Here is a 16,661-nt window from a genome sequence, read left to right as displayed (position 1 = left end):
CGCCCGTGCGGATTCGTCAGTTCACATGCCGGGGCGTGCGCATCTCTCCTCTCCCCGCGGGCGGGGAGAGGGCTGCGTCCCCGTTCAGGGGATGCAGCGAGGCGTCAGCCGGGGGTGAGGGGGTGTTTCCGGAGGAGTCCCACGCGTCGAGACCCCCTCACCCTCGCTCCGGCTGCGCCTGCGCTCGTCGCTTGCACGACAAGGTGCAAGCGACCCTCTCCCCGCCCGCGGGGAGAGGAACCCGCGCTATTCTCGGCGATGTGACTGTGTCGGCCCGTTCGGAAGAAAGGTGATGAAGTGGAAAGTTCAGCCCGCCGGCCGCTCGAAGGCCGCGGCGATGCCGGGGAAGAGGTCGGCGGCGGAGAGCCAGCCCTCGACGCCGCGGGCGAGGACGCCCGCCGGCACCACGCCCTCGCGGGCGAGCATGGCCGCGGTCTCGGCCTTGAGGCGGCCGATCTCCGCCTTCTCGCGCTCGCTCGCCTGGGCGAGTGGCCGCCAGGCGTAGCGCAGGGGCTCGTCGCGGCCGAGGGCGTCGCGGATCAGCAGCCGGTCGAGGCGGGCAAGCGCCGGCGTCAGCTCGACGTTTTGACGGGCCGCGACGTGGTCGTGGTAGTTGCGGATGTCGGATTCGCCGGTGGCGTTGAGGCCGGCGGGCGACTGGCCGAGCAGCCGTGTCACCGGGATGTCGGCGGCCCCCGCCGCGACCTGGAGGAAGAGGCGGCCCACCTCCGGCAGGCCGGAAAAGTCGAGCTGCTTCTGCTGGTAGCGCTCGCCCTCCGGCGAGCGGCCATCGCCTTCGAGCAGCAGCATCCCGAACAGGCCCTTCATCCGGGCCGCGTAGGCGAAGCGCTCGGTGAGCGCGGCGGTGCCGTCCTCGGTCGAGAGGGCTTGCGACAGGCCCGGCACCGAGATCACGTCCTGCTTGGCCTCCGGCAGCATCGCGGCGATGTGGGCGGCGGCCGCCGTCGCCTGGTCGATCGCCTCCAGCAGTGCCTGGAGCACGCTGTCGCCCCAGCCGTCGCCGACGATGTCGTCCGGCAGGGCCGCGCCGAGGAGGCGCACCACCCGGGAGGGATGGACCGCCTGGCCCCCGGCCAGCGTGTAGACCTGCGGCTCGCCGAACCAGGGCGAGAGCGGGTCGCGCTCGATAGCGCCGGCCTGAATCCGACCGCGGGGCAGGACGTGGAGGTAGCGTAAATCTCCCTGCCCGACCGTGTCGGGCTCGAGCGGCAGGCTCGGATCCGGGGCGCCGTCGCCGATCAGGAGTGCGGCGCCGCCATGCAGGCGGGCGAGGCGCAAGGCCCGCAGCAGGCGGTCCTGAAGGCCCAAGCGCTCCTCGCTGGCGGCGAGGGCCGCGGCGACCTCCGGCGGGGCCTGCCAGGCGCGCCACTCGCGCAGCATGTCGAAGGGCACGATGTCGACGACCTTGCGGGCGAGCCAGTTGTCCCGGTAAGCGGCGTCGAGCTCGGCGCGGGCCCGGGGCACGTGGACGTGCAGGTTGCCCGTGCTCTTGTCCCGCGGGCCGCCGAGGCCGGAGACGAGGTTGGCGAGGCGGTCGGCAAGCCACATCACAGGACTCCGAGCAGGCCGTATCCCGGCCGGGCCAGCGCCGAGAAGGCGCGCGAGAGGGCGTCGACCTGGTCGAGGAAGGCGCCGTTGGGAAACGAGCAGAGTTCGTCGAGGAAGGCCTCGTTCCAGGGGCCGGCGACGAGGTGCAGGTTGCCGGCCTCAGCCTGGGCCGAGACCGGGGCGGCGCGGGTCGCCTTGTCGCCGCTCTCCGGTGAGGCCCGCGCGTCGTAGCCGGCGAGGCGCCCTACGAGGTATTGCGCCTGCGCCTTGCCGGCCTGGCCGGGATCCTGCGGCAGCGAGATCCGGCAGGACGGGCCGTCCTCGGCGGCGGTCGCCAGGATCAGCCGCTCGACCCCGCCGGCCGAGAGCCGGTCACGGCGCACGTCGACGACGTAGAGATGCCCGGTGGGCGCTCGCGCGAGCTTGACGCCTGCGGTGTAGTCGGGCTGGCGTCCGGCCTTCGGTACGCTGGCCGCGAGGTCCCAGGCCCGCACCTGGACGCAGCCGGCGGGCAGGGCCCCTACCCGGGTGAACCAGCCGCGCTTGAACAGCCCGCCATCCCGGGGGGCCGGACGCTGCTGGTACTGGCCGGCCGCCGCGTACTCGCCCATCGTGGCCGTGTCGCGCTCCACGACCGAGCGGGGAAAGCGCTCCGGGAAGAGCAGCTCGCCCGCCTCCCGGCGCGGATCGGCAAAGCCGATGCGGGTGGCGCAGGCGCGCTCCGGCTCGAACTCCATCGGCAGCATCAGGTGGTCGTAGCCGAGGCTTTTGGCCAGGATCACCCCCGACAGGTCGCGCTCGTGCAGCCGCTGCATGATGACCACGATGGCCGAGCGGACGGGATCGTTGAGGCGGGTCGGCACGGCCTCCAGGAACCACCGTGCCACCGCCTCGCGCACCCGCTCGGAATTGGCGCCCTCGACCGAGATCGGGTCGTCGAGGATCACCCGGTCGCCGCGCGAGCCGGTGATCGAGCCGGCCGAGACCGCCTCGCGCAGGCCGGACGCCGTGGTCTCGAAGCGGCCTTTACGGTTCTGGTCTCGGGTGAGCCGCACCCGCTCGCCCCATAAGCTCCGGTACCAGGGCGAGGTGATCAGGCGCCGGGTGCGCAGGTTGTCGCGGAGCGCCAGCCGCTCGGTGTGCGAGACCGCGACGGTGCGTAAGCTGGGCCGGTTCTTCGGCCCCCATTCCCAGGCCGGCCAGAACACCCCGGCGAGCAGGCTCTTCATCGTGCCGGGCGGCACGTTGATCAGGAGCCGGGTGATCTCGCCGGCGGTGACGGCTTCGAGATGGGCGCCGACCGCGTCGATGTGCCAGCCATGGATGTAGGGGGCCCCCGGCTCGATCACCGGCCAGGCCCGGCGCACGAAGCCCGCCAGGCTCTCCTCGCTATCGAGCCGGTCGAGCGCTCGGATCAGGGCCGGCGGATCCCTGAGCCAGGCGCTCGGCGATGGAGCGGAGCTGGGCCCGCTGCTCGCCGTCGAGGAGGCGGAAGGCGGCGTCGGGGGGCGCGGTGCCGTCACGGTGTCCATCCCCCTTGGCCTCTTCCCTGCCGTCCGCCTTGCCGTCGAGGTCCCACGCCTGCCGCTCGAGGGCGATCCACAGCCGCGCCGCGGCGGCGAGGTCGCGCAACGCCGCGACGCGCTTCTGCAGCGCCGCCGCACGGGCAAGCCCGCTCTCCTCCGGGCCGTCCTCGGGCTCGGCTTCCTCCGCGATGGCGGCCCGGAGGTCGTCGAGGAGCCGCAGGGTGAGGGCGGCGCCCTGCGCCACCACGATGCGGTGGCCGCCCAGGACGTCGCCCGGAAGGGGCTCGCCCCCGAGGGCCTCGTCGATGGTGATGGCGGTCGGGGGAGCGATCTCCGGCGGGGCGTCGCGCCCCCACCCTTCCGCCCGCGCCCGGCGCCGGAGCGTCGCCGGGCTGATGCCGAAGCGCCGCGCGATGGCCGGCCCGGCCCCCGGCTCCGCCCGATAGGCCGCCGCGATGCCGGCCCAGTCGATGACTCGTCGTGCCGAGAGCTTCCTGGCCATGTCGCCTCTTCGGGAAATGAGGAGCGCGGCACGGTCCGGGGCGGCCAACCGGCGGCTGGAGGCCCGCGGACACGCGCCGCCCTTCGCCTCGGTGATGCCGTGGGCCGGGTCCGGGGACACATCCCCGCGTGGCGGGGCAGTCGAGCAGCCACCTCCCTCGAAGGGCAGGCCGCAGACCCGGATAACCTGAAAACCTTGTACTCGCCCCGTCGATGTTCGTCAAATGTTCTCTTCGGCGGGGCGCGATTTTTTTGGGCTGTCATACCCTTTCCGATTGATCGCTTCGCGATGCGGAAACCGGCTTCGCTCAGGCGCCGGGCGGGCTGATGATACGGAATCCTGTACCTGATGTGTGGCCGTAGGCTGCTACGGCGAGGGCATCCGGCGGTCTCACGGTTTCCCGGTCTGCGTCCCCTGTCGCTCAACGGCGATGGCCGCACGATCGCCTTCCGGCCTGATCCCGGATGTCCTGATGGCTGCTCCGGACAGTCGATCGGGCCCTGCCTCGTGCAGGCGTCCGCGTACAGGACAGGATCACCCATGTCACACAGCGCCACCATCCCCACCGTGGCCGGCATCGATGTCGGCAAGCACTTCCTCGATCTCGGCTTCTTCCCGGCGGCCAAGCCGGTGCGTCAGGACAATACGGAGACCGGCATCGCCAAGCTGATCTCGACGCTCAAGCAGCGCGGGATCCGCACGGTCGCCCTGGAGGCGATCGGCCCCTACGCCTATCCCCTCATCGCCGCCCTGCGTAAAGCTGAGCTCGACGTCGCCCTGGCCGATCCGCGCCAGGTCAAGGCGTTCCGCTCCGCCGAAGGGCTGATCGCCAAGACAGACCGGCTGGACGCCGCCCTCATCGCCCGCTTTGCTCAGCGCATGAGCGAGCACCTGCGCCCCGCCCCGACCCCCGACCAGATCACCCTCAAGGCTCTCTCGACCCGGCGCCGCCAGCTCACCGAGCTGATCGCCATGGAGAAGACCCGCCTGGCCCAGGCCCTCGACCCGGCCATCGCCGACAGCCACAGGGCGGTGATCAAGGCCCTGACGGCTGCCTGCACCGAGGTCGAGGCCGCTCTCGAGGCACGCATCGCCGCCGAGCCTGGCCTGGCGCGCAAGCGCGCGATCCTGACCTCGATCCCCGGGATCGGTTCGCGCATCGCCAGCGTGGTGATCACCGACATGCCCGAACTCGGCACGCTCGACCGCAAGGCGGCGGCCAGTCTGGCCGGGATGGCGCCTCATCCGACCCAGAGCGGGGCTCACCCGGGCCGCCACGCGATTGCCGGTGGGCGTCCCTGCCTGCGCACGGCCTTCTACATGGCCGGGATGGTGGCGGCGCGCAGCTGTTCGGCCTTCCGCGAGCCGTACCGGGCGATGCGAACGGCGGGTAAGCCGGCCAAGGTGGCGATCGTGGCGTCGGGCCGACGCCTGGTGGTGCTGGCCAACGCCCTGGTGCGCGACGACACGACGTTCGAGGCGAGCAAGTTGCAGCAGGGAGAGGCCGGTCGGGGGGAGGAGAACGCCGCGTCCCCTGCGGGATCCGATCCGTGACGAGCGAGAGGAGCGATGTCTTCATCGCTCCTCTCGCCGAGCTTGGCGTTCGCCGGTGGGAGCGGGTCAAGGCCTTGTCGCGCGAAGCGCGAGGGCGCGCAGCGCCCGCCTTGACGCGCTCGCGCCGGTGAACGATCGGACCCCCATACGGCCAAAACCAAGCGCGGCACTGCCGATTGGCCCTTGACCGGCAATACAGTCGCCGGAAGCGATCTTCCGGACTCCGTATCACTCGCGCTCGATCTGCTCCTCGTCGAGCACTACCGGGGTCTCGCGCCCGAACAGCGACAGGGCGACCCGGTAGCGCCGGCGGCCCATATCGACCTCCTCGACCGTGCCGCGCAGGGTCGCGAGCGGCCCGGCCGTCACCCGCACGCCGTCGCCGAGGGCGAACAGGACCGCCCTCACCGCCTCCGCGTCGCCGTCGCCCTCGCCGCTGCCATGGCCGGTGATCGCATCGGCGAAGCCCTGGAGCACCGAAGGCGCGATGACCACGGCCCGGCCGTCGCGAAACAGCACCCGGGCGATTCCGGGATGGCCCTCGACCCGCCCGAGGTCGTGGTCGTCGTGCAGGCCGACGAAGAGCGTGCGGTGCAGGAGCGGCACCCGGGCGGTGCGGCGGCGGCCCGAGGAAGAAGTCAGCTCGATCTCCTCCCGCGGCTCGAAGGTGGCGATGCCCGCGGCCTCCAGGTCGCCGGCTGCCCGGGCGGCCCAGCGCGGCCTGGTCTCGGCGACCATCCAGACCCGGTCGGCGGCCAGCACGATCCGGGCCGGGCGGATCCGTCGGCGCCGTCGGCGCCGGATCTCGGCGGCCCGGTCGGCCGGCGGACGGCCATGCGCGATGGCCTCCCGGCGGCGGCGGGCGATGCGGCGCGTCTTGCCGCTCACGCCGCCCTCCCCGGCTGCCGGTGAGCCGATGCGGTCAGGTCTCGCCGGGGCGATCCGGCGGCGCGTCGGGCAGGGTGATCCGTCCGTTTTCGGCCTCCCGCGTCAGCGCCTCGGTCGTGCGGATGATCCGGGAACGCACCATCAGGAACAGGCCGACGCCTGCCGCGAGGGTCCAGAGTACGATCAGGGCAACCTTCATGCGCCTCTCCTGCACCGGCGCGGCGCGCAGCGCGAGCGTCTTCGGCCCCGACGGGCCGGCTCCGCCGCGATCTGATCGCCGTTTGCGGCGATTCGCCGCCGAGGCGGTCGAGGGACGAGAAGCCCGGATCGCCCACTCGCGTCCCGGCGTTGCGCCGCTGGGTGGCCGCGCGGTCGGGTGGGCCGCGACGAGGGGCGAAGAATCGGTGGACCATCGGAGGACTCCCGCAACGAAGGATACGGCGCAAGGCTGCCCCCGGGGTTAGAGTGGCAGGACAGGGCAGGTGCGAACAACACCGCTTGCCATGGTCCTTGCGGCCAAAGTAGCTACATGATGTAATGACTTTCCTCAATACCTCAAGTGCCAGGGAATTTCGCTGAGGTGATCCAGTCGGGAGAGAACCGGGTTCGGGCCGTGCAGGGCGAGCGGCTGCGGCAGGCACGCATCGCCGCCGGCTACCGCTCGGCGCGGGATGCGGCGCTACAGAATTCCTGGCCGGAGAGCACCTACCGGGCGCATGAAGCGGGCACCCGGACCATCGGCCAGGACGATGCCGAGCGCTACGCCGCGCGCTTCCGCCGCGACGGCGTTGAGGTCTCCGCCAAGGGACTCTTGTTCGGCGACGACGACGCGCCCGAGCCGCTCGCGGAGGGCGGTCAGGTCGTGGGCCAGGTCGTGGGAGTGAAGGGATTGATCAGTGCGGGCGGCTTGATCGAGACCGGGGACGAGCAGCCCGGGCCGGATGGCGACCTGTTTCGGATCACGGTGCCGTTCCCGGTGCCGCACGGCACCATCGCGTTCCGGGTCGCCGGCCTGTCGATGTATCCGAAATACGAGCCGGACGACGTGGTGCTCTGCGCCGAGGCGGGCGAGAGCCCGGATCGGCTGCTCGACCGCTACGCCGCCGTGACGACGGCGGAGGGGCACCGCTTCCTGAAGAAGATCCTGCGCGGCTCGCAGCGGGGCACCTACCACCTGGAGAGCCACAACGCTCCGCTGATGCCGGATTGCCGCCTGGCCTGGGCGTCGGGCATCATCAGCACCGTGCACGCGCAAGCCTGGAGCCGGTTCTGCGCCGGCTCGAAGGCCAATGGGTAGGAGATCGCTGCCTCGTGCAGCGATCAGTTAGTCCGCCTGGGCGACCCGGGCGGTGCGGCGCTGCGCGGTCCAGCGGCCGGAGCAGAGGGCGGAGACGTTCCAGGTGCCGGAGCCGGAATTGGCCTGGAGCCGGCCCGAGGCGGCGCCGCTGGTCGAGCCGTGGCGGACGGTGAGGCCGACATGGCCGTCCGTCCCGATACGCCCGCTCACCGTCGCGCCGCCCTCGCTCGTCGAGGCCACCCGCACGTCGCCGTCGGCGATCGCGAGCGAGACATTGTAGCGGCTGTCGCACATGCCCGAATCGGTGACGAGCTGCACGGCCCAGGTGCCGTTGAAGCTCCGCCCCTCCCCCGCATGCAGGCTGGCCGGCAGGGCGGCGCACAGGACGAGAGCGGCGACGGACGACTTCAGCATGGGACCCCCTTGATTGTTCGAGACCGGCCGTCGGGACGGGCCGGCTCGCTTCTTGATGGCGTGGCAGAGCATTGCGGCGGACCGCAACATCCCGCTGCGCGAACACGGGCGGTCGCGCGCTGGACGAGAAGCGATGTGGATGGCGCATCATTAACACAGGCAGAACGGCAGCAATATGGCGGGCATCCGCGCGCCTGTCCGTGGATCGACTGGATTATGGCCGCGCTTGTGCGCCGTCTTGCTGATCGGAGACTTGACCGTTCTTTTCGTTCAGTCCGGGTTCAGAGCGGCAGGGTCGCGGCCATGCGCCGGCGCAAAGGTTCGTCCGGCAGCGGGCCGGTGCCGGCGCGCAGGTTCGCCGCCATGTGGCCGGGATCGGCGGTCCCGGGGATCGCGCAGGTCACGGCCGGATGGGAGACCACGAACTTCAGCAGGATCTCGGCCCAGGAGGCGCAGCCGATCTCCGCCGCGTAATCCGGCAGCGGGGCATGCGCGAGGCGGCGCAGGAGCCCGCCGCCGCCGAAGGGCCGGTTGACCAGAACCGCGACGCCCATGTCCGCCGCGAGCGGCAGCAAGCGCTCCTCCGCCGCCCGGTCGTCCAGGGCGTAGTTGATTTGCAGGAAGTCCAGCCGCTCGGCCTTCAGGACGGCCTCGACGGCGTCGTAGGCGCTCTCGGTGTAGTGCGAGATGCCGAGATAGCGGATCCGTCCTCGATCCTTCCACTCGCGCAGGGTCGGCAGGTGAGTGCGCCAGTCGAGCAGGTTGTGGATCTGCATCAGGTCGAGGCGCTCGGTGCGCAGGAGCCGGAGCGAGCGCTGCATCTGGGCGATGCCCGCCTCGTGGCCGCTGGTCCAGACCTTGGTGGCGAGGAACGGACGCTCGCGGGGGGCGACCTGCACCACCAGATCGCCGGTGACGCCTTCGGCGTGGCCGTACATCGGCGAGGAATCGATCACCCGTCCGCCCCTGGCGAGCAGCGTCGCCACCACCTCGCGCAAAGGCGCCCGCTCGGCGGGTTTCGGCCCGACATCGAAGCCGCGCCAGGTGCCGAGCCCGATCACCGGCAGGGTCTCGCCGCTCGCCGGGATCGGCCGCCGATGCAGCTCGGCGCTTTGCGCGGTCGCCCCGCCGCCGAGGGAGGCCGCCAGCGCGGCGCCGAGAAAACCTTGCCGGGTGAGTCCGTGCCCGCTCGTCATCGCGTCTCTCCCCTGTCCGCGCCGCGCCTGTCGCGAAACGCCCGCGGGCACTCGCCGGTGCCCTTGGCGAAGAAGCGCGAGAAATAGGCCGGGTCGGTGAAGCCGAGGCCGTAGGCGATCTCGGCGATGCCGAGGTCGGAATAGAGCAGGCTGCGCTTGGCCTCCAAGAGGCGGCGCTCGCGGATGATCCGGCCGGGGCTCGTGCCCGTCACCGCCCGGCAGGCGGCGCGCAGCCGCGCCTCGGTCACCCCGAGATCGTCGGCGTAAGCGATAAGCGGGCGCTCGCGGCGGTGATGCGCCTCGACCGCTTCGCGGAAGCGCGCGGTCAGCAGCGCCTGGGGCCCCGGCGGGGCCGCCGGCTCGCGCGTCGCGGCAAGCCGGCGCAGGCCGGCAACCAGGATCAGCATCAGGTGGGCCTCGATGGCGCCGCGCCGGCCCGGCGCCGCCCAGGCCAGTTCCCGGGCAAGCTCCGCCACCGCCTCCTCGACCGGGGCCGGCTCCGGCAGCGCGAGGCCCGCGGGCCCGGTAAAGAGCGCCGCCAAGTCCGGCTCGCGCCCGCACAGGTCGCGCAAATAGCGCGCCGAGAGGGTCAGCACCGCTCCCACCGTGCCGTCGGCGAAGCGGAAGCCGTGGGCGGTGCCGGCGGGCACCACCAGCAGGCAGGGCGCCGTGAAGGTCAGCCGCTCGGCCTCGGCCCGCATCTCTCCCGCTCCTTCGGCGATGAGGAGCAGCTGGTGAAGGCTCGAATGGACGTGCGGGCGGATGGTCCAGCGGTTCGGGCGGCTGCGATCGTCCAAGGCCTCGAGGTGCAGGAAGCGGTCATCCGCATCCCGCGGCGCCTCGCCGTAGAGGAAGAAATGCGGCACCGCAGGGGGTTGGACGGGTTCGAGACGCATTGCGGGCATGACTTGGCGGGACAGGCGGGGTCGACGAAAAGTCCAACTTTTTCCTCGCCCCGTCCATCGTCAACCGGCCTGGCGCGGTTCACCTTTTCGCCAGAGAGCAGCCACTGCCGAGACGGTGGCGCCATGGAAGGAAACATCCAAATGCGCACGCAGGTCGCCATCATCGGCGCCGGCCCGGCCGGTCTCTTCCTCGCCCATCTGCTGGCCCGCGCCGGGATCGACGCCGTGGTGCTGGAGCGGCGCACCCGCGACTATGTCGAGGGACGGGTGCGGGCCGGCGTGCTGGAACAGGGCACCGTCGCGCTGATGGAAAAGCTCGGCCTCGATGCCCGGCTCAAGGCCGAGGGCCTGGTCCATACCGGCACCAACCTCGCCTATGACGGCGAGATCTTTCGCATCGACATGGCAGCTCTGACCCGCGGCTCGGCGGTGACGGTCTACGGCCAGCAGGAGGTGATGCGCGACCTGTTCGACGCCGCCGAGCCCCGCGGCGTGCGGATCGTGTTCGAGGCCGGGGATCTACGGCTCGACGGCCTCACCGGCGACCGGCCGAGCGTCACCTTCACGAAGGACGGCGAGACTCGGACCCTCGCCTGCGACTACGTCGCGGCCTGCGACGGCTTTCACGGCGTCGGGCGGGCGGCGATCCCGGCCGACGTGCTCAAGGTCTACGAGCGGGTCTATCCGTTCGGCTGGCTCGGCATCCTGGCCGAGGTGCCGCCGGTCAATCACGAACTGATCTACGCCAACCACGCCAACGGCTTCGCGCTGGCCAGCATGCGCTCCGCCACCCGCAGCCGCTACTACGTCCAGGTCGGGCTCGACGAGCGGATCGAGGATTGGTCGGACGAGCGGTTCTGGGACGAGATCGAGACCCGCTTGGGCCCCACGGCGTCGGCCGGGCTGGTGCGCGGTCCCTCCTTCGAGAAGAGCATCGCGCCGTTGCGCAGCTTCGTCGCCGAGCCAATGCGCTATGGCCGCCTGTTCCTGGCGGGCGATGCCGCCCATATCGTGCCGCCGACGGGGGCCAAGGGCATGAACCTCGCGGTCTCCGACGTCGCGATGCTCGCCGAGGCGCTGACGCTCCGCTACGGCGAGCGCGATGCGTCCGGCCTCGACGGCTACTCGGCCCGGGCGCTCGCCCGGGTGTGGAAGGCCGAGCGCTTCAGCTGGTGGTTCACCGGCCTCACCCACCGCTTCCCCGACATGGACGCGTTCGCCCGCCGGATGCAGGTGGCGGAACTCGCCTATATCCGCGGCTCGCAGGCCGCCCAGACGGCGCTCGCGGAGAATTACGTCGGGCTGCCGATGGCCGCCGGTAACGCGCCCATGGGCGCGTGACCCTACAGGCCTTCAGCGGGACGGCTCGGCCGCGACCTCGCCCCAGCTCTTCAGCGGGAAGGCCCGATCATAGGCCAGATTAAAGAGGAAGGCGTAGGCGACGTAGAACAGCGCGATCGCGATATCCATCACGAAGGCCTCGACGAGGCCGATGCCGAGATACCAGGCGATCGGCGGCAGCAGGATCACCAGCAGACCCGCCTCGAACAGCACGGCATGGGCCACCCGCAGGGGAAGGCTCTTGCGCGTGTGCCCGGCGAGTCGCTGCATCGCGTGGTCGAAGCCGAGATTGTAGACGTAGTTCCACCCCGTCGCGACCATGGCGCTGCCGACGCCGATCACGCCCATCTGGGAGGCGTGCAGCCCGAACAGCACGGTTCCGAGCGGGATGATGAGCGCGAGGCCGATGGCCTCGAACAGGAGGGCGTGGCGGATCCGGTCGCGTGTGCTGCGCATGGTCTGGCTCTGAACGCTTCGATTGGTCCGCCGCGTTCTATCTGCGATACTCCGCGCATCAAGTTGGAACGTATCGCGGAAACAGATGGATGGCTGTCTCCTTCGACCAGCTTCAGGCCTTCGTGGCGGCGGCCGAGGCCGGGTCGTTCTCCGGGGCGGCGCGGGTCTTACGGAAGGCGCAATCGGCCGTCAGCACCCAGGTGGCGAATCTCGAGGCGGATCTGGGGCTGGAACTGTTCAGCCGGGCGGGCCGCAACCCGGTCCTGACGCCGGCGGGGGAACGGCTGCTCCTGGAGGCGCGGGTGGTGCTCGACCGGCGCGAGCACCTGATCGGCGTGGCGACGAGCCTGGAGCAGCGGGTGGAGAGCCGGCTGGTCGTCGCCATCGACGAGCTCTACCCCGAGCACGCGCTCGGCGCCCTGTTCGCCGACTTTGCCCGGGCCTTCCCTTATGTGGAACTGGAACTGCTCTTCCCGCTGATGGAGGATGTCAGCCGCATGGTGCAATCAAGCGCGGCCGATCTCGGCGTGATGTGGCGCCAGGAGGTCCTGCCGACGGAACTTGGCTTCCAGACCATCGGCTGGGTGCCGCTCAAGCTCGTCTGCGGCCGCGACCACCCGCTCGCCAAGGAGCGGGTGGAGTGGGAGGAATTGAAGCGCCACCGCCAAATTTTGGTGGCCGCCCGCAGCGACGGCCCCGAGAAACGCCGCCTGCGGGTCGCCGCCGAGGTGTGGTGGGTGGAGAGCCACTGGGTGATCCTGGAGATGGTCAAGCACGGGATCGGCTGGGCCTTCGTCACCGACCACGTCATCGCGGCTTCCCTGACCGCGCCGTACCTCGTCACGCCAGATCTGCAGTTCGACCAGGGGGATTGGCCGATCGCGCTGGAATTGGTCTGGCACAAGCAGCGGCCGTGCGGGCCGGCTGCGGCGTGGTTGCGGGAGCGGTTTGCGGCGGAGCGGATCGGCGGCGGTGCGGGCGGCGCTTTACCGTGAGCCGTCCCGCTCCTCGCCGTTCCCCCGCAGCAACTCCCCCGCCACATCCCCCAACCGCGGCACCGGTTCCCGGGTGAACGGCAGCGGCCGGCACACCGCCAGGGCCGCCAGCCCGAACCGCGCCGTCATCAGCCCGTTCAGCACCCCCTCCCCGAGCTTCGCCGAGATCCGCGCGGCGACGCCGAGACCCAGCACCGATTGCACCAGGCTGTCGCCGACCGCGACGCTGCCGGTGACGGCGAGATGGGCGAGGGCCGCCCGGGCGAGGCGCAGGAAGCCGAACAGGCCGGGCCGGCCGCCATAGATGGTGGCGATGCGGCGAAGCAGCCGCACGGCTGCGAAGATCACGAACCCGACATCGACGATCGCCCGCGGGCTCAGCGCCGTCACCGCCGAAACCTGCTTGGCCGCCTCCGCCACGGCGGCCTTGGCCGAGCGGTCGAGGGAAGCCAATAACTCGGCCTCGGCGATGCCGATCCGGTCCTCTACGTCGAGGATCTGGTCGTCGAGGGCGGCGAGCCGGGCGCGGGCCGCGCTCATCGCCGGGCGCTCGGCATAGAGGCCGGAGAGCTGGCGCACCACCGCCTTGGCGGCGCTGTGGTCGCGGGAGCGGAGCGCGTCGAGGGCTTCTTCGCGCAACGTCTCGATGCGGCGCTCGCGCAGCACGCCCGCCACCTCGCGCCAGACGATGGCCGCCAGCGCCACCACCGCCACCGCCAGCAGCACGAGCGCCAGGATGCCGAGCCAGGGCGCGGCGGAAAACAGGTCGGCGATCAGCCGCTCGATCGCAAGCCCGATCCCGAGCGAGGCGAGGCCCCCCAGCGCCGAGAGCAGCAAGGTCGCCCACGGTGCACGCGAGCGCGGCGCCACCGGCACGGCGACGCCGTCGGCGGCCTCGACGATCTCGAACGGCTCCTCCACCACCCGCACCCCGTCGGCGAGCGCCGTCTCGGTGCCGGGCGGCGGGGGCGCAGCCGGCGTCTCGGTGGTGCCGGCCGGCGGCAGGCGGAAGGCGCGGGGCTTGTGGGTCGGGGGATTGGTCATCAGGACCCTCAGGCGAGGCGGTCGCCGATCAGGAAGTTCAGGGCGCGGTCGAGGCGGATCTGCGGCAGGCGGCCCGGGCGGCCGAGCGCATCGCGGGAGACCTGCGGCGGCCGGAAACGCGGGAAGCGCAGCGAGCCCGGCGTCACCGCGCCTTCGAGCACGGCCTCGGGCCGCTCGGGCAGCTCGCCGGGGAAGATCGCGGCCTCCGTCTCGCCGTCGAAGGTCTCGCCGTCGATGGTCTCGCCCGCCTCCGGCGTGCCGGCCACCGCCCGGAAGGCGTGCGGCCCGTCATGCACCACCGTCTCGCGGGTCGAGCGCACCGAGGCGAGCGCCTGGGTGCTGACATGGGCGCCCGCGGCCTCCGTGCGCCTGAGCGAGCGGGCGACGAGGAGGCGGAGCAGCGCGTCGAGCCGGTCGTGACTGGTATGGTGGAGGTGGTCGGCCTTGGTGGCGGCGAACAGGATCCTGTCGGCCCGCGGCGCGAAGAAGCGCGACAGCAGGGTGTTGCGCCCGACCCGCAGGCTCATCAGAACCCGGTCCAGGGCCTCTTCCAGCTCGGCGAGCGCCGCCGCCCCGGCATCGACCGCCGCCAGCACGTCGACCAGCACGATCTGGCGGTCGATGCGCTGGAAATGATCGCGGAAGAACGGTGTCACCACCCGGTGCTTGTAGGCCTCGAAGCGGCGCTGCATCAGGCCGCCCAAGCTATCGGGCGCGACCGGGCCGTTCAGGATCAGGGGCGCGAAGGTCAGGGCCGGTGAGCCGGCGAGGTCGCCCGGCATCAGGAAGCGGCCCGGCGGCGTCGTCGCCACCGCCTCGGGCCCGGCGCGCACGGCGGCGAGGTAGAGCGTGAACGCCTCGCTCGCCCGCTCGGCCACGATCTCGTCGAGGGGCTGGTTCGGGTCGAGAGTCCGCAGGGAGGCGAGCCAGGGCGCCGCCATTGCGGTCCGGCCGGGGCGCTCGGCGGCGGCGATCGTCTCGCGCGACCAGCCCTCGTAGGTCTGCTCGATCAACGCGAGGTCGAGCAGCCACTCGCCCGGGTAATCGACGATGTCGACCATCAGGCTCGCCGGTCCGGTGCGCCAGCCGCTCTTGCGCTCGTAATCGATCTCGAGGCGCAGCTGGCTGATCCGGTCGGTCGAGCGCGGCCAGTGCCGCGTCTCGGTCAGCGCCGCGAAATGGTCCTCGTAGGGGAAGCGCGTCACCGCGTCGTCGGGCTGCGGCACCAGGCGGGCCCGGCGCAGGCGGCCCTCCTGCGAGGCGCGGAGCGCCGGCAGCGGGTGCAGGCCGGTGAGCTGATGCACCAGAGCGGTGGTGAACACCGTCTTGCCCGAGCGGGCGAGCCCGGTGACGCCGAGCCGCACGGTCGGCTGGACCAGGAGGTCGTTCGAGGCCTCGGCGAGCGAGCGCGTGGCCTCGGTGACGGACTTGGCGAGGGAGCCGGCACGCGCGGCGAGGTCGGTCAGGGGCGGCACGCGATACGCTCTCGCTTCATGTCGTCCGGGGAGGTGGCGCGGCGCCGGGGCTTCCGCAAGGGTTTAGGGCGCGGCTTGCGCCTGCCGGCTCGCCGCGCGCTCGGCCTCGGCCCGGGCGATCGCCGCGGCGACGAGGGCCGGGCTCGCCCGCAACGCCCCGAGCTCGACCGAGGACATCGCCAGCAGCACCGGGGCGAGCCGTTCGGTGGCGTGGCCGTCGGGGGTGAACAGGCCGAGATCGTCCCCGGGCTTCACGCCGACGCTGCCGGCGATGCGGGCGGCGTAGTTCTGGATGCGGATCTCGTCCGAGCCGCAAAAGGGTGCCGGCGGGCGCAAGGCCGGTGGCAGGGCAGAGACCGGGGCCGCGGCGAGCGTCGGCAGGGCGGCGGCTTCGGCCGCGAGGCGGCCACCGTCGAGGACCCGTCCCGGCTCGATCGCAGCACTCGGGCGCGCCGTCTCACCGATGCCGGCGGCGATGGTGGGGAGCGGCGCCGCCCTGACGATGCGGACCGGCTGGCGCGGCCGCCCCTGCATCCGGGCAAGCGCCGACCAGGGCTGGACCCGCAGGGCGTTGCCGGCGACGGGGCGCGGCGCCCGCGCGATCCGCCGCGGGGCACCGCCGCGGCCGTGGCTGGCGAGGAAACGCGCCCTCAAGGTGCGGCCGATGCCCTGAGGCGCCAGGGCTGCGAGCGCCGGCGTGGCCGCCCGCGCGGGCGAGGCCCGGCCCGCCGGGGCGAGCGCCCGCGCGGCGACGGGAGCGCCGCACTCGGCCGGCGCCCAGCGGCGGACGATCGCCAGGGCCGAGCGGCGCCCGTATTCGCCGTAATAGCGCCGCAGCAGCGACACCGCCGCATCGGCGCCCTGCCCGGCGGTGGCAAAGCCGGTATGGCCCTCCTGGTCGCCGCCGATCTCGCCGTCCCAGCGCGCCCGCTTGATGCACCAGTAATTGTTGAGCTTGACGCAGCGGGCGACGAAGGCGGGGTCGTTCGGCGCTGCCCAGGCGGTCCAGGCGAGGGAGAGCGGCAGGAGCCCATCCTTCGTCTCGCTGCGCCAGTTCGACACCGCCCGCGCCTCGGACCGGTAGACCGGCATCTCGCGTGCCGGCGTCGCCAGGGCGGCGGCGAGCCCGTCACGCAGATGCGCGGCACCGTCCCGGACCAGGGCGGCGCCCGCATCGGTCGCGGGGCCGGCCGCGAGGGTCAAGGCGAGGAAGGTGGTGAGGATCACGGGGGCCGGTTTGCGTTGCTGAGGCGAAGCCTGTCTCAAGCGATGGGTCGGCCGATGCGTTCCGACGCGGGTGGTGCGGGTTTCCTCCTCTCCCCGCGGGCGGGGGAGAGGCCTGAGCTCCGAAGGGGCTCAGGGAGCCCGAAGGGCGAGGGTGAGGGGGCGTTTCCGGAGGAGCCTCATCCGTCGAGACCCCCTCACCCTCGCTCCGGCTTCGCCTGCGCTCGCCGCGTCACCTGCACGGTGACACGGCCCTCTCCCCGCCCGCGGGGAGA

General features: G+C 72.3%; 16 protein-coding genes. 4 read left to right on the top strand and 12 right to left on the bottom strand.

The window, feature by feature from the left end:
• Positions 1 to 306: 306 nt before the first annotated feature.
• Genes AC3AOF_RS21715 through AC3AOF_RS21705 form a run of 3 tightly spaced genes read right to left on the bottom strand, consistent with a single transcriptional unit; the run spans position 307 to position 3,597 of the window.
• Complete coding sequence (locus AC3AOF_RS21715; protein ID WP_488346460.1) at positions 307 to 1,569, bottom strand: DUF1073 domain-containing protein; 1,263 nt, start codon at positions 1,567 to 1,569, stop codon at positions 307 to 309.
• Positions 1,569 to 2,936: a phage terminase large subunit gene (terL, locus tag AC3AOF_RS21710; RefSeq protein ID WP_488346459.1), complete on the bottom strand. Its 1,368-nt coding sequence runs from the start codon at positions 2,934 to 2,936 to the stop codon at positions 1,569 to 1,571. The genes AC3AOF_RS21715 and terL overlap by 1 nt, the downstream gene beginning before the upstream one ends.
• 22 nt (positions 2,937 to 2,958) lie before the next feature.
• Positions 2,959 to 3,597: a hypothetical protein gene (locus tag AC3AOF_RS21705; RefSeq protein ID WP_236988922.1), complete on the bottom strand. Its 639-nt coding sequence runs from the start codon at positions 3,595 to 3,597 to the stop codon at positions 2,959 to 2,961.
• 540 nt (positions 3,598 to 4,137) lie between these two features.
• Here AC3AOF_RS21705 and AC3AOF_RS21700 point away from each other — a divergent pair.
• Positions 4,138 to 5,151 carry an IS110 family RNA-guided transposase gene (locus AC3AOF_RS21700; protein WP_488346458.1) on the top strand — a complete coding sequence of 338 codons (1,014 nt, stop codon included), beginning with the start codon at positions 4,138 to 4,140 and terminating at the stop codon, positions 5,149 to 5,151.
• Positions 5,152 to 5,379: 228 nt separating this feature from the next.
• On the opposite strand, the gene nusG is transcribed toward AC3AOF_RS21700, so the two are convergent.
• Positions 5,380 to 6,039 carry a transcription termination/antitermination protein NusG gene (nusG, locus tag AC3AOF_RS21695; protein WP_488346457.1) on the bottom strand — a complete coding sequence of 220 codons (660 nt, stop codon included), beginning with the start codon at positions 6,037 to 6,039 and terminating at the stop codon, positions 5,380 to 5,382.
• Positions 6,040 to 6,073: 34 nt separating this feature from the next.
• Positions 6,074 to 6,238 (bottom strand): hypothetical protein, encoded by a 165-nt coding sequence (locus AC3AOF_RS21690; RefSeq protein ID WP_488346456.1) that lies wholly within the window; start codon positions 6,236 to 6,238, stop codon positions 6,074 to 6,076.
• 381 nt (positions 6,239 to 6,619) lie between these two features.
• Here AC3AOF_RS21690 and AC3AOF_RS21685 point away from each other — a divergent pair, with 381 nt between their 5' ends.
• Positions 6,620 to 7,336, top strand: a complete 717-nt coding sequence (locus tag AC3AOF_RS21685) for a LexA family transcriptional regulator (protein WP_236988925.1) — start codon at positions 6,620 to 6,622, stop codon at positions 7,334 to 7,336.
• Between the two features lie 27 nt (positions 7,337 to 7,363).
• Here the strand turns inward: AC3AOF_RS21685 and AC3AOF_RS21680 are convergent, their stop codons facing one another.
• From AC3AOF_RS21680 to AC3AOF_RS21670, 3 genes are all read right to left on the bottom strand, one after another.
• On the bottom strand, positions 7,364 to 7,750 hold the full coding sequence (locus AC3AOF_RS21680) for a hypothetical protein (RefSeq protein ID WP_236988926.1): 387 nt from the start codon (positions 7,748 to 7,750) through the stop codon (positions 7,364 to 7,366).
• A gap of 281 nt (positions 7,751 to 8,031) precedes the next feature.
• A complete protein-coding gene (locus AC3AOF_RS21675; protein ID WP_488346455.1) occupies positions 8,032 to 8,946 on the bottom strand; it encodes an aldo/keto reductase in 915 nt (304 codons plus the stop codon).
• Positions 8,943 to 9,842 (bottom strand): helix-turn-helix domain-containing protein, encoded by a 900-nt coding sequence (locus tag AC3AOF_RS21670; RefSeq protein WP_236988928.1) that lies wholly within the window; start codon positions 9,840 to 9,842, stop codon positions 8,943 to 8,945. Before AC3AOF_RS21670 ends, AC3AOF_RS21675 begins: the two co-directional genes overlap by 4 nt.
• A 150-nt stretch (positions 9,843 to 9,992) precedes the next feature.
• Here AC3AOF_RS21670 and pobA point away from each other — a divergent pair, with 150 nt between their 5' ends.
• Entirely contained in the window at positions 9,993 to 11,192 is a 1,200-nt protein-coding gene (gene pobA / locus AC3AOF_RS21665) for a 4-hydroxybenzoate 3-monooxygenase (RefSeq protein ID WP_236988929.1), read from the top strand.
• A gap of 12 nt (positions 11,193 to 11,204) precedes the next feature.
• Here pobA and AC3AOF_RS21660 read toward each other — a convergent pair whose 3' ends face one another.
• Positions 11,205 to 11,648, bottom strand: coding sequence for a PACE efflux transporter (locus AC3AOF_RS21660; RefSeq protein WP_236988930.1), 444 nt, complete (start codon positions 11,646 to 11,648; stop codon positions 11,205 to 11,207).
• Positions 11,649 to 11,737: 89 nt separating this feature from the next.
• Between AC3AOF_RS21660 and AC3AOF_RS21655 the strand changes: the two genes are divergently transcribed.
• Positions 11,738 to 12,643, top strand: a complete 906-nt coding sequence (locus tag AC3AOF_RS21655) for a LysR family transcriptional regulator (protein ID WP_488346454.1) — start codon at positions 11,738 to 11,740, stop codon at positions 12,641 to 12,643.
• Here AC3AOF_RS21655 and AC3AOF_RS21650 read toward each other — a convergent pair.
• From AC3AOF_RS21650 to AC3AOF_RS21640, 3 genes are all read right to left on the bottom strand, one after another.
• A complete protein-coding gene (locus AC3AOF_RS21650) occupies positions 12,635 to 13,687 on the bottom strand; it encodes a TIGR01620 family protein (protein ID WP_236988932.1) in 1,053 nt (350 codons plus the stop codon). The genes AC3AOF_RS21655 and AC3AOF_RS21650 overlap by 9 nt on opposite strands.
• A gap of 8 nt (positions 13,688 to 13,695) precedes the next feature.
• Positions 13,696 to 15,162: a YcjX family GTP-binding protein gene (locus tag AC3AOF_RS21645; protein ID WP_236988933.1), complete on the bottom strand. Its 1,467-nt coding sequence runs from the start codon at positions 15,160 to 15,162 to the stop codon at positions 13,696 to 13,698.
• A 63-nt stretch (positions 15,163 to 15,225) separates the two neighbouring features.
• A complete protein-coding gene (locus AC3AOF_RS21640) occupies positions 15,226 to 16,389 on the bottom strand; it encodes a hypothetical protein (protein WP_236988934.1) in 1,164 nt (387 codons plus the stop codon).
• Positions 16,390 to 16,661 lie beyond the last annotated feature (272 nt).

The sequence above is a fragment of the Methylobacterium sp. 142-1Y genome, assembly GCF_057747795.1.
This window is presented reverse-complemented; position numbering and strand designations above follow the sequence as displayed.